The sequence below is a fragment of the Streptomyces rectiverticillatus genome (assembly GCF_013394065.1).
Taxonomy (GTDB): Bacteria; Actinomycetota; Actinomycetes; order Streptomycetales; family Streptomycetaceae; genus Streptomyces; species Streptomyces rectiverticillatus.
On sequence record NZ_CP040752.1, the window covers coordinates 4167202 to 4180425 of the forward strand.

13 protein-coding genes are annotated in these 13224 nt (G+C 71.3%); 10 read left to right on the forward strand and 3 right to left on the reverse strand.

The features are described 5' to 3' along the window. Nucleotides 1-47: 47 nt before the first annotated feature. Nucleotides 48-1157, reverse strand: a complete 1110-nt coding sequence (locus tag FGW37_RS18155; protein ID WP_179082002.1) for an alpha/beta hydrolase — start codon at nt 1155-1157, stop codon at nt 48-50. 169 nt (nt 1158-1326) lie between these two features. Here FGW37_RS18155 and FGW37_RS18160 point away from each other — a divergent pair, with 169 nt between their 5' ends. The 6 genes from FGW37_RS18160 to FGW37_RS18185 all read left to right on the forward strand — a co-directional run bounded on the left by FGW37_RS18160 (nt 1327) and on the right by FGW37_RS18185 (nt 6540). Continuing rightward, on the forward strand, nt 1327-3180 hold the full coding sequence (locus tag FGW37_RS18160; protein WP_179082003.1) for a phosphatidylglycerol lysyltransferase domain-containing protein: 1854 nt from the start codon (nt 1327-1329) through the stop codon (nt 3178-3180). 103 nt (nt 3181-3283) lie between these two features. Continuing rightward, on the forward strand, nt 3284-4213 hold the full coding sequence (gene folP, locus FGW37_RS18165) for a dihydropteroate synthase (protein ID WP_179082004.1): 930 nt from the start codon (nt 3284-3286) through the stop codon (nt 4211-4213). Beyond that, entirely contained in the window at nt 4210-4698 is a 489-nt protein-coding gene (locus FGW37_RS18170; RefSeq protein WP_179082005.1) for a nuclear transport factor 2 family protein, read from the forward strand. Before folP ends, FGW37_RS18170 begins: the two co-directional genes overlap by 4 nt. Nucleotides 4699-5019: 321 nt before the next feature. After that, a complete protein-coding gene (gene folB / locus FGW37_RS18175; protein WP_058045618.1) occupies nt 5020-5379 on the forward strand; it encodes a dihydroneopterin aldolase in 360 nt (119 codons plus the stop codon). After that, nucleotides 5376-5969, forward strand: coding sequence for a 2-amino-4-hydroxy-6-hydroxymethyldihydropteridine diphosphokinase (folK, locus tag FGW37_RS18180; protein WP_058045619.1), 594 nt, complete (start codon nt 5376-5378; stop codon nt 5967-5969). Before folB ends, folK begins: the two co-directional genes overlap by 4 nt. 76 nt (nt 5970-6045) lie before the next feature. Next, the gene (locus FGW37_RS18185; protein ID WP_179084766.1) at nt 6046-6540 is read left to right on the forward strand and encodes a DUF3180 domain-containing protein; all 495 of its coding nucleotides are present in this window, start codon (nt 6046-6048) and stop codon (nt 6538-6540) included. A 472-nt stretch (nt 6541-7012) separates the two neighbouring features. Here the strand turns inward: FGW37_RS18185 and FGW37_RS18190 are convergent, their stop codons facing one another. Next, nucleotides 7013-8179 carry an ABC transporter ATP-binding protein gene (locus FGW37_RS18190; protein WP_179082006.1) on the reverse strand — a complete coding sequence of 389 codons (1167 nt, stop codon included), beginning with the start codon at nt 8177-8179 and terminating at the stop codon, nt 7013-7015. A 136-nt stretch (nt 8180-8315) separates the two neighbouring features. Between FGW37_RS18190 and FGW37_RS18195 the strand changes: the two genes are divergently transcribed. The 4 genes from FGW37_RS18195 to FGW37_RS18210 all read left to right on the forward strand — a co-directional run bounded on the left by FGW37_RS18195 (nt 8316) and on the right by FGW37_RS18210 (nt 12005). Further along, nucleotides 8316-9050 (forward strand): ABC transporter permease, encoded by a 735-nt coding sequence (locus FGW37_RS18195; RefSeq protein ID WP_179082007.1) that lies wholly within the window; start codon nt 8316-8318, stop codon nt 9048-9050. Continuing rightward, nucleotides 9050-9733: an ABC transporter permease gene (locus FGW37_RS18200; protein WP_179082008.1), complete on the forward strand. Its 684-nt coding sequence runs from the start codon at nt 9050-9052 to the stop codon at nt 9731-9733. The genes FGW37_RS18195 and FGW37_RS18200 overlap by 1 nt, the downstream gene beginning before the upstream one ends. Before the next feature lie 79 nt (nt 9734-9812). Then, a complete protein-coding gene (locus FGW37_RS18205) occupies nt 9813-10805 on the forward strand; it encodes an ABC transporter substrate-binding protein (protein WP_179082009.1) in 993 nt (330 codons plus the stop codon). 183 nt (nt 10806-10988) lie between these two features. Continuing rightward, entirely contained in the window at nt 10989-12005 is a 1017-nt protein-coding gene (locus tag FGW37_RS18210) for a hypothetical protein (protein WP_343067123.1), read from the forward strand. 75 nt (nt 12006-12080) lie between these two features. Here FGW37_RS18210 and FGW37_RS18215 read toward each other — a convergent pair whose 3' ends face one another. Beyond that, entirely contained in the window at nt 12081-13223 is a 1143-nt protein-coding gene (locus tag FGW37_RS18215) for an NADH-quinone oxidoreductase subunit D (RefSeq protein ID WP_179082011.1), read from the reverse strand. Between the last annotated feature and the right edge of the window lies 1 nt (nt 13224).

Sequence of the window (13224 nt, forward strand, 5' to 3'; positions counted from 1 at the left end):
GAATGCGGACGGCGGAACCGGCAGGGGTGCGGGAACCGCCGGAGGCGCTACGCGCTCAGACGGCTGCCCATCCACTTCAGGGTCGGGTTCAGCTCGCGACGCCACGTGTTGAAGTTGTGGCCGCCGCTGTCCAGGATGATCGAGGAAACCCGGGCCGAGCCCTTGGCCATCTCGATGAACTTCAGCGTGTCCTTGTAGTTGTGCTCGCCCTGCTTGCTGCTGGTCACCAGGACCGAGATCGGCGGCGTCTTCTCGTGCTTGAGGCGCCACATCACGTCGTTCTCGTTCTCCAGCTTCTTGCTGCCGCCGAAGAGGGAACCGGTCGTGGGGTCCTGGAGGGCCTTGTAGTAGCCCGAGAGGGAGGCCGCGGCGCTGTAGGAGTCCGGGTTGCGCATGGCGATCTTCAGTGCGCAGTAGCCGCCGGTCGAGTTGCCGATGATGCCCCAGTTGGCGGCCTTGTCGCCGACCCGGTACTGCTCGGTGATGGCCTTGCGCAGGTCCTTGGCGAAGAACGTCTCGGCCTGCGGGCCGTTCGGTATGTTGATGCACTCGGTGTCGCGCTGGCCGACGATGGACGGACGCATCATCACCAGAACGGTGGGCTGCATCTTCTTGTCCTTGCTCAGCTTGTGAGCGCGGACCGGGTAGTCGAGCCCTTTGATGAGCGCCTCGGCGGTGCCCGGATATCCGGTCAGGACGACGGATGCGGGGAATTTGCGGTTCGCGTACTCCGGCTGGAAGTACTCCGGCGGCAGATAGACGTAGGCCGGGCCGTTGATCTTCGACTCGACGCCGGCGACCTGGATCTTCTCGATCTTTCCGCCGACGCGCGGGACGTTGCCCCGCGGCACCTTCACGGCCTGGGTGTTCACGACCTGCACCCGCTTGCCGCCGGCGCTGTGGTCGACGATCACGCCCTCTTCCTTGACCTGGCCGAAGAGGTCGGCCCAGGAGCCGTAGAAGCCGAAGGACTGGTTGGCCCAGAGACCGATCGCGGCGAACAGGGTGAGCTGTGTGGCCAGCATCATGCCCACCCTGCCGAGTATGGAGCCCACGCTCCGTTTGCCCAGGCGGGGCCAGAGCCAAATGGTCAACGCGAAGAGCACTACCGCAGCCGCGATGGCAAGCAGCAGAACTGCCATGCTGGTGAGACCCATGAGGTGCTTTCTGCCGAGCGACCCGGCGCCGAGTCGCGGAATGGTTACTTCTTTCCGGGCTCGGCCCCCCGCGGAACCTCAACCCCGAAACCGTCGTCCTACAGGGCGCACATTGTCCGGGCGCTGCCGCCAGATGGCGCAGGTCCACTCGACAGGACGACGGGAAGAGATGTCTGTCAGGGTAGATGGCAAAAAGTCCGATGGGGTTCCCGAGGGAACCAAGCGACTGTCGAGGCTTGCGCGTATCGTCAGAGGGCCCAAGCCCGAGAACGTGCCTGCCGTCGTGGGAACGGTCGCTGCCCTCATCGGCCTGGTGGACGTCCTTGCCGGTGTCGTTCCTCGGTTCCGCTGGAGCAAGGTCCACAGTCTCGCCGAGGTGCTGCCCGGCTCCGTGACCCAGCTGGCCGCGGCCGGCTCGATCATCGTCGGCATCCTGCTGCTGATGCTCGCCCACGGGCTCAAGCGGGCCAAGCAGCGCGCCTGGCTCGCCGCCGTCGTGCTGCTGCCGATAGGCGCCGCCGCGCAGCTGGTCTACCGCCACTCCTACATCGGCGCGATCCTCTCCCTGCTGCTCTTCATCTACCTCGTGTGGCACAAGAGCTCCTTCTACGCGCTGCCGGACCCGCGCAGCCGCTGGAAGGTCGCGGCCAACTTCGTCCTGATGGGCGCGGCCAGCTTCGGCCTCGGCTGGGTGATCGTCGGCTCGCACCCGGACCAGATGATCGGCGACCCGCCGGTCAGCGAGCAGATCCAGCACGTGCTCTGGGGCCTCTTCGGCTTCGAGGGCTCGATCCGCTACACCGAGCACGTCGACTACACCGTCGGCTACTCGCTCGGCGCCCTCGGTCTGCTGACCGTCGCCACCACCGCGTACCTGGCCTTCATGCCCGCGTACCCGGCCGCCGTCCTCACCGAGGAGGACGAGGACAAGCTGCGCGAGCTGCTCGCCAAGCACGGTGCCCGCGACTCGCTGGGCCACTTCGCGCTGCGCCGTGACAAGAGCGCGGTCTTCTCGCCCTCCGGCAAGGCCGCGGTCTCCTACCGCGTCGTCTCCGGCGTGATGCTCGCGAGCGGTGACCCCATCGGTGACGTCGAGGCCTGGCCCGGCGCGATCGAGCAGTTCATGGCGCTGGCCAAGCGCCACTCCTGGACGCCCGCCGTCGCGGGCTGCAGCGAGACCGGCGGCGAGGTGTGGACCCGCGAGACCGGCCTGGACGCCCTGGAGATGGGTGACGAGGCCATCGTCGAGGTGGCCGACTTCTCCCTGACCGGCCGTTCCATGCGCAACGTCCGCCAGATGGTCAAGCGCATCGAGCGCAACGGCTACAGCACCAAGGTGCGCCGCGTCGGCGACCTGGGCCCCGAGGAGCTCGAGGCCGTCCAGAAGGCCGCGGGTGCCTGGCGCGACACCGAGGACGAGCGCGGGTTCTCCATGGCCCTGGGCCGCATCGGCGACCCGAAGGACCTGGACGCCATCATCGCCACCGCCCACAAGGACCCGGAGGAGGGCGAGGACTGCCCGTTCGGCGACCTCCGCGCCATGCAGCACTACGTGCCGTGGGGCCCGGACGGCAGCTCGCTGGAGCTCATGCGCCGCGACCGCAGCGCGGACCCGGGCATGAACGAGCTCCTGATCGTCGCCTTCCTGCAGGCCGCGCCCGAGCTCAAGATCAAGCGCCTGTCGCTGAACTTCGCGTTCTTCCGCTCCGCCCTGGAGCGCGGCGGCAAGCTGGGCGCCGGCCCGGTCGTGCGCATCCAGCGCTCGGTGCTGGTCTTCCTCTCGCGCTGGTTCCAGATCGAGTCGCTGTACAAGTTCAACGAGAAGTTCCGGCCGCGCTGGGAGCCGCGCTTCATCGTCTTCCCGAACAGCCGCGACCTGCCCCGCATCGGCTTCGCGATGATGCAGGCGGAGGGCTTCCTGGAGCTGCCGCGCCTGCTGCGCCGCCGCCCGGCGCCGCCGAAGGACGTCCTGGACGACGCCGACGCGCAGGTCTCGGCCGCGGAGGTCACGCGCGCGGCGTGAGTGCTCGCGCCGTGGTGACCCCGCGGAAAGCGTGTGCGGCAGTGCCCCCGACCGGCTTCCGGTCGGGGGCACTCCTCTATGCGGCACGCCCTAGGCTGGTCCCATGAGTACCTTGCGCGGTCGTCACGGGCCCGTCGGTCTGCCGGAGTGGAATCGCTGTGCGGTGATGGGCGTCGTCAACGTCACGCCGGACTCGTTCTCCGACGGCGGGCGCTGGTTCGACACCGAACTCGCGGTCAAGCGCGGTCTCGACCTCATCGCCGGCGGTGCGGACCTGGTCGACGTGGGCGGCGAGTCCACCCGCCCCGGCGCATCGCGGGTGGACGAGGGCGAGGAGCTGCGCCGGGTGGTCCCGGTGGTCCGCGAGCTGGTGGCCGAGGGCGCCGTGGTGTCGGTGGACACCATGCGGGCCTCGGTCGCGGAGGCGGCCGTCGAGGCCGGAGCGGCCCTGGTCAACGATGTGAGCGGCGGGCTCGCCGATCCGGCGATGGTGCCCGTGGTGGCCACGGCCCGGGTGCCCTTCGTCGTGATGCACTGGCGCGGCTTCAGCGCCGACATGAACAGCCGGGCGGTCTACGGGGACGTGGTCGGCGAGGTGCTCGCCGAGCTGCAGCAGCGGCTGGACGCCGTGATCGCCGCGGGCGTCGACCCCGAGCGGCTCGTCGTGGACCCGGGCCTGGGCTTCGCCAAGAACGCCGATCACGACCTCGCGCTGGTGGCGGGCCTGGCGCGGCTGCGTCGGGAGCTGGGGCTGCCGTTGCTGGTGGCCGCCTCCCGCAAGCGCTTCCTCGGCCGGGTGCTGGCCGGCCCCGGGGGCGAGCCGCCGCCGGCCCGGGAGCGGGACGCCGCGACGGCCGCGGTCTCGGCGCTCTCGGCGCGCGAGGGCGCCTGGGCGGTGCGGGTGCACGAGGTGCGGGCCAGTGCGGATGCGGTGCGCGTGGTGCAGGCGGTGCAGGAAGCGGCGGCGGGCGCGGCGGCTGCGGTGGACGTGGCGGCTGCGGCGGGCGCGGCAGGCGCCGGGGAGGCCGTGTGAGCACCGCCCGTACGGACGCCGAGCTGGTCGAGCTGGCGAACACCGCGCTGTACGAGGCGGTGGAGCGCGGCGACACGGACGCGATGGGCCGGCTGTGGCTGGACGACTCCGACACCGAGGTGTCGTGCGTCCACCCCGGGTGGCCGGTGCTGCGCGGGCGGAAGGAGGTGCTCCGCTCGTATGCGCTGATCATGGCGAGTACGGACTACATCCAGTTCTTCCTCACCGACGTCGAGGTCTCGGTCGCCGGCGACACGGCCCTCGTCACCTGCACGGAGAACATCCTGAGCGGCGGCCCGGCCGAGGAGGAGGGCGAGCTCGGGCCCCTGGTGGGGCAGCTCGTCGTGGCGACGAACGCCTTCCGGCGGGCCGGCGAGGAGTGGAAGGTGTGGTCGCACCACGGCTCGCCGGTGCTCGCCGGGCGCGACGACGAGGAGGACGAAACGGACAGCTCGGACGGCGCGGACGGCATTCCGGGAGCGTGACGTATCTCGCGTCACGCCCGCCCCACGAGATGTGATCCACGTCAGCGCGGTGGAATGCCCGCCACTCGTTCGGGCTGCTGGATGGGCGGGTAGGGGTGGGGGACGGGGTCGCCGGGTAAGCGCGGCGCGAGTCGGGAGCGGCCGGGCGCGGCCGGATGCGTCGGCCGTCCGAAAGGCCCCGAAAGGTCCGGAAGTATCCGCAGATATGTGCACCAACCCCTAGCCTCCATGTGCGAGCGCTGTCGGCGCCCGCAGGTAGATTCGACGTGGGTACCGGGCATCAGAGGTGCCCCCGTCCGACGACCAGCAGGAGTGATTCGTGTGGATCGTGTCGCGCTGCGCGGCCTGAAGGCCCGTGGGCACCACGGCGTGTTCCCCCGGGAGCGCGAAGAGGGGCAGACCTTCATCGTGGACCTCGTCCTGAGCCTGGACACCCGGCCCGCGGCCGCCTCCGACGACCTCGCGAAGACCGTGCACTACGGCGTCGTGGCGGAGGAAGTGGTCGGCATCGTCCAGGGTGAGCCCGTCGACCTCATCGAGACCCTGGCCGAGCGGATCGCCCAGAACTGCCTCAAGCACGATGCGGTACGCGAAGTGGAGGTCGTCGTCCACAAGCCGGACGCCCCCATCACCGTGCCCTTTGACGATGTGACGATCACTATTACGCGGAGCCGAGTATGAGCAGCAGCGACCCGACCGTGCAGCCGGTGCCCGCCTCCGTGGTGGAGCAGGTGGACGCGGCGGACGTGACCCTGAGCAATCCCAAACGAGCCGTGATCTCCCTGGGCAGCAACCTCGGCAACCGCCTGGAGACCCTCCAGGGAGCGATCGACGCCCTCGAGGACACGCCCGGCCTGCGGGTCAAGGCCGTCTCCCCGGTCTACGAGACGGAGCCGTGGGGCGTCGAGCCCGGCACCCAGCCCTCTTACTTCAACGCCGTCGTCCTTGTGAAGACCACCCTCCCGCCGGACTCCCTGCTCGAGCGCGGCCACGCCATCGAGGAGGCCTTCGAGCGCGTGCGGGACGAGCGCTGGGGCCCGCGCACCCTGGACGTCGACATCGTCGCCTACCAGGACGTGGTCTCCGCCGACCCCGTGCTCACCCTGCCGCACCCGCGCGCCCACGAGCGCGCCTTCGTCCTCGCTCCCTGGCACGATGTTGACCCCGAGGCCGTTGTTCCGGGCCGCGGCGCGGTGGTCGAGCTCCTCGCCGCCGTCGGGCTCGACGGCGTGCAGCCGCGGGTCGACCTGGAACTCCGGCTGCCCGAGTAGGCGTTTGCCTTGAGTGGGCCCCCGGTTGCGGGGACGTGATCGAGAAGACGTGATCGAGAAGAGGAGCGACGGCTCGGTGAAGCAACTGCGGATCGGTGTCCTGGCCGGGCTGTTCGCCGTGGCCGGGGTGCTCTCCTGGGCGGGTGCCCGGCTGTGGGACGCGGTCGGCACGCTGCCGCGGGTGCCGGTGGCCGCGCCCATCGTGCTCGCGGTCATCGCCGTCGTCCTCGCCGCCACGGCGCTCTCCCTCCGCGCCCGGCTGCGCGCGCAGCGCGAGCGGCGCCCCGGGGCGAAGGGGGTCGATCCGCTGCTCGCCGCCCGCGCGGTCGTCTTCGGCCAGGCCAGCGCGCTGGTCGCGGCGCTCGTCGCCGGCATGTACGGCGGCGTCGGCGTCTTCCTCGGCCTCGACGGCCTGGACGTCGCCGTCCGCCGCGAACAGGTGATCTACGCGGGCGCGTCGGTCGTCGCGGGCATGGCCGTGATCGCCGCGGCGTTCTTCCTGGAGCGCGTCTGCAAACTCCCCGAGGACGAAGACGAGGGCCCGGGCGGCCCGGGCACGGCCCGGGGCTAGCCCCGGGCCAAGGGTACGCAGCACCCTTGAACCCGCCGCGCCGACGCGTGACCACGACGGCGAAGCCCGGCGGCGCCGCACGGGCTTCGCGACGGCCGCAGGCCAAGAGCGCTGCGCACCCTTGAACCCGCCGCGACGGCGCGTGACCACGACGGTGGAGTCCGGCGGTGCCGTACGGACCTCAGCTGGGCTCGGCACCGCCGGATTCCGTCGCTGTGGCTGTTCGCCGTTGCGGCGGAGGGGTGGGGCGGGCCTCGTCTGTTTGTGCTGCCTGCACCCTTGGACCCGCCGCGACGGCGCGAGACCACGACGGTGGAGTCCGGCGGTGCCGTGCGGATCTCAGGTGGGCTCGGCGCCGCCGGATTCCGTCGCTGTGGCTGTTCGCCGTTGCGGCGGAGGGGTGGGGCGGGCCCCGGCGTTTTGCCACGACGGTGGAGGCGAGTGCCCGGGCTCGCCCGAGAGCGTCCCCGGGCTATGCCCCGGGGATGCTCTCGAGATCGACCTCGCTGCGCGCAGCGCCCCTCGCGTCCGCGTCGATCGAGCGGCGCAGCGCCTCGTGCAGCCTGGCAGGGGTCAGGACGCCTACGAAGCGGTCCGCCGCGGCGCCGTCGAGGACGGCGATCCAGCCTGCGTCGTGCTGGAGCATCGTGCTGAAAGCCTGCTTGAGCGAGGCTCCCACCGGGAGCCAGGCGTCCATGCGGCGCGCCCGTTCCCGCACCGTGCCCCCGCCCCCGGCGAGCGCTTCGGCCGAGATCCAGCCGTGCAGCCGGTCGGCATCGTCGAGGACGACGGCCCACCGGGCGTCGTCCACGGCCAGTGCGGCGCCGGCGGCGGCCACGGTGTCGTCCAGGTGGACGATCGGCGGCTGTTCGAGGTCACCCGCTTCGATCGGGGTGACCGAGAGCCGCTTCAGGCCCCGGTCGGCGCCGACGAAGTCGGCGACGTACGGCGTGGCGGGCGCGCCCAGCACCGTAGCCGGGGCGTCGAACTGTTCGATGCGGCCGTGGCCGTAGACGGCGATGCGGTCGCCGAGGCGGACGGCCTCCTCGATGTCGTGCGTGACGAACAGGACGGTCTTGCGGACCTGCGACTGCAGACGCAGGAACTCGTTCTGCAGCCGCTCGCGGACGACCGGGTCGACCGCCCCGAAGGGTTCGTCCATCAGGAGGACGGGCGGGTCCGCGGCGAGCGCCCGGGCCACCCCGACCCGCTGCCGCTGCCCGCCCGAGAGCTGGTGGGGGTAGCGGGCGCCGTGGACGGCCGGGTCGAGGCCGACGAGGTCGAGCAGTTCGGCGGCCCGCTCCCGGGCCTTCTTCCGCTGCCAGCCCAGCAGGTGGGGGACGGTCGCGGTGTTCTCCAGCACGGTCTTGTGGGGGAAGAGCCCGACCTGCTGGATGACGTAGCCGATGCGGCGCCGCAGCTCGACGGGGTCGACGCCGGCGATGTCCTCGCCGTCGAGGAGAATCCGCCCAGCCGTGGGCTCGATGAGCCGGTTGACCATCTTCATCGTGGTGGTCTTGCCGCAGCCGGACGGCCCCACGAGCGTGACCAGCTCGCCCTCCGCCACTTCGAAGGACAGGTCGTCCACGGCGGTCGTGCCGTCGGCGTAGTGCTTGGTGACGTGCTCGAAGCGGATCATGGTTCCCCATTCTGGCCGTACTCCCTGCGGACATTGTGGCCGTTGTGTGGCGGCCGGCTCGAATGTCAGTGCCCCGGGTTAGGGTCGCTGGTAACCGGAAAACCGACGGTCGACGGCCTGGGGGAGGAGGGAGCGCATGGCCGGTCAGGACTGCCTGATCAGCAATGACTGGATCTGCGGCGAGTATCTGCGCACGCGCGGCCAGGAGTTGGCGGACGCCACGCTCCAGCACATCGGGATCACGCTCGCCTCGGTCGCCGCCGGGCTGCTCGTGGCCTTCCCGCTGGCGCTGCTGGCCCGCAGGTGGCGCGCGGTGGCCGGCCCGGTCCTCGGCCTGACCACCGTGCTGTACACGGTGCCGTCGCTGGCGATGTTCTCGCTCCTGGTGCCGTTCTTCGGGCTGTCACCGGCCGTCGTGATCACGGGCCTCGTGCTGTATTCGCTCACGATCCTCGTGCGCAACATCCTCGCCGGGCTCGCCGCGGTCCCGGAGGAGACGCGGGAGGCGGCCCGCGGCATGGGCTACGGCCCGGTGCGCCTGCTCTTCGGGGTGGAACTGCCCCTGGCGCTCCCGGCCCTGATGGCGGGTCTGCGGATCACCACGGTCTCCACGATCTCGCTCACCACCGTCGGCGCGATCCTCCACTACGGCGGCCTGGGCAATCTCGTCTACGACGGGATGCACAGCTACTTCAAGGCGCAGGTGCTCACCGCTTCGGTGCTCTGCGTGGCCCTGGCCGTCGCGGCCGATCTGCTCCTGCTGCTCGTCCAGCGGCTGCTCACCCCGTGGACGAGGGCGGGCAAGGCGGCACCCCGCGCCAAGGCCGGGAAGGCCGCCGGCCGGCCGGCGGCTGCCGAGGGGGCGCTCTGATGGGCGTCATCGAGCGTACGTGGACGTGGCTGGCCACCGGCGCACACTGGTCGGGCACCGACGGCGTGTGGCACCGGCTCGGTGAGCACCTCTTCCTGACGGTCGTGTGCCTGGCTCTCTCCTGCGCGATAGCGCTTCCGGTGGCCGTGCTGCTGGGCCATCTGGGCAAGGGCGGCGCCCTCGCGGTGAACCTCTCCAATGCGGGCCGCGCGGTGCCCACTTTCGCCGTGCTGGTGCTGTTGCTGCTCAGCCCGCTGGGCACGCACGGCTCCTGGCCCACCGTCATCGCCCTGGTGCTCTTCGCGATACCTCCGCTGCTGACCAACGCCTATGTCGGCATGCGCGAGGTGGATCGCGACGTGGTCGAGGCGGCCCGCGGCATGGGAATGACGGGGCGTCAGCTGATCGCCCGCGTCGAGCTGCCCCTGGCCTTCCCGCTGATCGTGACGGGCGTGCGGACCGCCGCCGTCCAGGTCGTGGCGACGACCACGCTCGCCGCCCTGCCCGGCGGCGGTGGCCTGGGCCGCATCATCACGGCCGGATTCCGGCTCACCGACACCGCCCAAGTGGTGGCGGGCGCGCTGCTGGTGGCGGCGCTCGCCTTGCTTGTGGAGGGCGTGCTGGTGGTGGCCGAGCGGCTGCTGGATCCGGTGCGCCGGCGTACGGGTCCGGTGCCGGGGTAGGCGCGGCGCCGGTCATCGAAGCGACGGCGGCCGGAGAGCCGGGCGCCGGAACCGAAGGGCGGATTTTTACGTGTTTTCCATGGTCTCCATCAGCAGCACCCCGCGCCGGGCACGGACCTCCCGCGCCCTGCTGGCGATGGCCGGTGTCACCGCCCTGACGGCGGGCCTCGCCGCGTGCGGGGGCGACAGCCTGGAGAAGTCCGGGGGAGGGGGCGGCGGGTCGGCGAAGCCGGGGCAGGGTTCCCTCGTCATCGGGTCGGCGGGGTTCACGGAGTCCAAGGTGCTCGCCGAGATATACGCGGGCCTGCTGAAGGACGCCGGATATTCCCCGTCGATCAGGACGGCCGAGGCCCGCGAGCTCTATGAGCCGGAGCTGGAGAAGGGCCGGATCGACGTCGTCCCGGAGTATGCGGCGACGCTCGCCGAATTCCTGAACAAGAAGCAGAACGGCAAGGACGCTCCCGCCGTCGCGTCGGCCGACGCGGATGCCACGGTGAAGGCCCTGCGGAAACTCGCGGAGCCGCGCGGACTGAAGGTGCTCGACCCGGGACGTGCGGTCGATCAGAACGCCTTCGCGGTGACGGCGGAGTTCGCGGAGAAACACCAGCTCAAGACGCTTTCCGATCTTGGAAAGTCGGGTCAGGGGGTCAAGCTCGCGGCCGGCGACGAATGCTCCCAGCGGCCCTTCTGCCGACCCGGTCTGGAGAAGACCTACGGCATCAAGGTCACGGGCATCAGCCCGCTGGAGGTAGGCAGCGTCCAGGCCAAGCAGGCGGTCAAGGACGGCAAGGCGCAGCTGCTCCTGACCACCACGACGGACGCCACGCTCGAACAGTTCGGACTGGTCCTGCTCAAGGACGACAAGAAGCTTCAGAACTCCGACAACGTGCTGCCGGTGGTGAATGCGGAGAAGGCCGGTTCGCAGAAGGTCGCCGATGCTCTCGCGAAGCTCACGAGGGTGCTGACCACGGAAGACCTCACCGAACTCAACAAGAAGGTGGATGCGCAGCGGCTCAAGCCCGCGGATGTCGCCGCGCAGTACCTCAAGGAGAAGCGGCTGCTGGCGAAGTGAGAGGTGTAGGGGACAAGTAAGATCAAGGGAAGAGTTTCGTGGTGGAGTCACACTCCGAAGGCGACGCACGGTAAGTTTCAGGCCATGCCACGAGGACGCCACCGCCATTCGCCATCCCTGCACAGGCTTCTTCCCCCATCGGCGGTCGCCGCGACATCGGTCGCCTGCGCCGCCGGTGCCTGGGTGGTAGATGAAACGGTCGTCATCCGGGGCCTCGCCGCGGCGGCAGCCGCCGCCGCGGTGGTCGGTGCCGTGCTGATGCGCCGTTGGGACCGCTCCGCCGGAAGGCGGGTCGCCCAGCTCACCGCCGCCCGCACACGGGACGAGTGGAAGACCGAGGAGCGCATAGCCGAGCTGGAGACGGATCTGGAGGACACCCGGGCGGCCAAGGCCCGGCTGGAGTCCAAGCTGCGCGGCAAGCGCGCCGAGCTGGCCCGTCTCCGCACCGAGCACGCCGACCTGCTGCGCCGCTACGCCGCCGCCGAGACCGGGCGGGCCAGCGCGCTGGAGAGCCGCCGGGTCGCCCGCGGCGGTGCGTCTCCCGGCACCCCGGCGCTGGGTCCCGGCGCTCCGCTCACCGTGCCCGGCCCGGCCGTCGACCCGGCCGCGTACCGCAAGGCCGCGGAGGCGCTGCGCAGCCTGGGCGGCGGCGCGGCGAAGGCGGACCCCGAGGCCGGGGCCCGGCCCGCCGCCGGGCCTGCCGCCGGTCCCGCGGCCCTGGCCCGGCAGAAGCCCGCGAGCGCGCCTCAGGCGGCGCCCGGGACCGTGCCGCAGACGCGCCCGGAAGCGCGTCAGGGCACGGAGCGGGCGCCCGAGCCGGTCGCGGCGGGCAAGCAGGGCACCGAGGGCAAGCCGGCCGAGCCGGCCACCGAGGGCAAGCCCGAGTCCGGCGCCGCTCTCAAGCCCGCGCTCCGCGCCGCCGTGCCGCAGGCCCCCGCCCGGCGCCCCGCCTCCCGTGCCACGGGCGGCTTCGACTTCTTCGGCACCCAGCGCCCGGCCCCGGCCCAGCGCCCCGTCGAGGAGACGGACCTCGCGGACGTCGTCGGCGAGGAGGCACTCGCCGAGGCAGAGGCAGAGGCGGAGGCCAAGGCGGAGTCCGGGAAGGACGGCGAGCGCGCCGGGGACGACGTCATCGACCTGACCGCGCACGACGAGACCGAGCAGATAGACGTGGCCGAGCTGCGTACGGCCGCCTCGTAGGCAGCCCGCAACCCGGCCTGCAGAAACGAAACCCCCGGTGAATGCCCACCGGGGGTTTTGCGTTGTCGGTCCCGCCTACTTGTCGATGTCGCCGACCACGAAGAACAGCGACCCCAGGATCGCCACCATGTCGGCGACCAGCGTCCCCGGCAACAGCTCGGTCAGCGCCTGGATGTTGTTGAAGGACGCGGAGCGCAGCTTCAGCCGGTACGGCGTCTTCTCGCCCTTCGAGACCAGGTAGTAGCCGTTGAGGCCGAGCGGGTTCTCGGTCCACGCGTAGGTCGCGCCCTCGGGGGCCTTGAGGACCTTCGGCAGCCGCTGGTTGATCGGCCCGGGCGGCAGCTCGGCGATCCGGTCGAGGCAGGCCTCGGCGAGCTCCAGCGCGTTGTGGGTCTGCTCCAGCAGGCACTCGAAGCGGGCCAGGCAGTCGCCGTCCTCGCGGGTGACGACCTTCAGGGTGTCCTGCAGCTCCCCGTAGGCGAGGTACGGCTCGTCGCGGCGCAGGTCGAAGTCGACGCCGGACGCGCGGGCGATGGGGCCGCTGACCCCGTACGCGTGCACCGTCTCGCGCGCGAGCACGCCGACGCCGCGCGTGCGCGCCCGGAAGATCTCGTTGCCGAGCACGAGCCGGTCGTAGACGTCCATCCGGGAGCGGACCTGGGCCACGGCGTGCCGCGCCCGGCCCAGCCAGCCGGCGGGCAGGTCCTCCTTGAGGCCGCCGACGCGGTTGAACATGTAGTGCATGCGGCCGCCGGAGACCTCCTCCATCACCGTCTGGAGCTCCTCGCGCTCGTGGAAGGCGTGGAAGACGGGGGTGATGCCGCCGAGCTCCAGGGGGTAGGAACCGAGGAACATCAGGTGGTTGAGGACCCGGTTCAGCTCGGCGAGGAGCGTACGGGTCCACACGGCGCGCTCGGGGACCTCCATGCCGAGCATCCGCTCGACGGCCAGGACGACGCCCAGCTCGTTGGAGAACGCCGACAGCCAGTCGTGGCGGTTGGCGAGCATGATGATCTGCCGGTAGTCGCGGGCCTCGAAGAGCTTCTCCGCGCCGCGGTGCATATAGCCGACGATCGGCTCGGCCTCGCGGACCCGCTCGCCGTCGAGGACGAGCCGCAGGCGCAGCACGCCGTGCGTGGACGGGTGCTGGGGTCCGATGTTGAGCACCATGTCGGTGCTCTCCGCCGCACCGCCGATGCCGACTGTCGTCTCCGTCATG

Excerpts from the sequence above, each read along its gene's own strand:
- FGW37_RS18155 (WP_179082002.1), bottom strand. The coding sequence starts at position 1,157 with ATGGGTCTCACCAGCATGGCAGTTCTGCTGCTTGCCATCGCGGCTGCG.
- FGW37_RS18160 (WP_179082003.1), top strand. The coding sequence starts at position 1,327 with ATGTCTGTCAGGGTAGATGGCAAAAAGTCCGATGGGGTTCCCGAGGGA.
- folP (WP_179082004.1), top strand. The coding sequence starts at position 3,284 with ATGAGTACCTTGCGCGGTCGTCACGGGCCCGTCGGTCTGCCGGAGTGG.
- folK (WP_058045619.1), top strand. The coding sequence starts at position 5,376 with ATGAGCAGCAGCGACCCGACCGTGCAGCCGGTGCCCGCCTCCGTGGTG.
- FGW37_RS18190 (WP_179082006.1), bottom strand. The coding sequence starts at position 8,179 with ATGATCCGCTTCGAGCACGTCACCAAGCACTACGCCGACGGCACGACC.
- FGW37_RS18195 (WP_179082007.1), top strand. The coding sequence starts at position 8,316 with ATGGCCGGTCAGGACTGCCTGATCAGCAATGACTGGATCTGCGGCGAG.
- FGW37_RS18200 (WP_179082008.1), top strand. The coding sequence starts at position 9,050 with ATGGGCGTCATCGAGCGTACGTGGACGTGGCTGGCCACCGGCGCACAC.
- FGW37_RS18205 (WP_179082009.1), top strand. The coding sequence starts at position 9,813 with ATGGTCTCCATCAGCAGCACCCCGCGCCGGGCACGGACCTCCCGCGCC.
- FGW37_RS18215 (WP_179082011.1), bottom strand. The coding sequence starts at position 13,223 with ATGACGGAGACGACAGTCGGCATCGGCGGTGCGGCGGAGAGCACCGAC.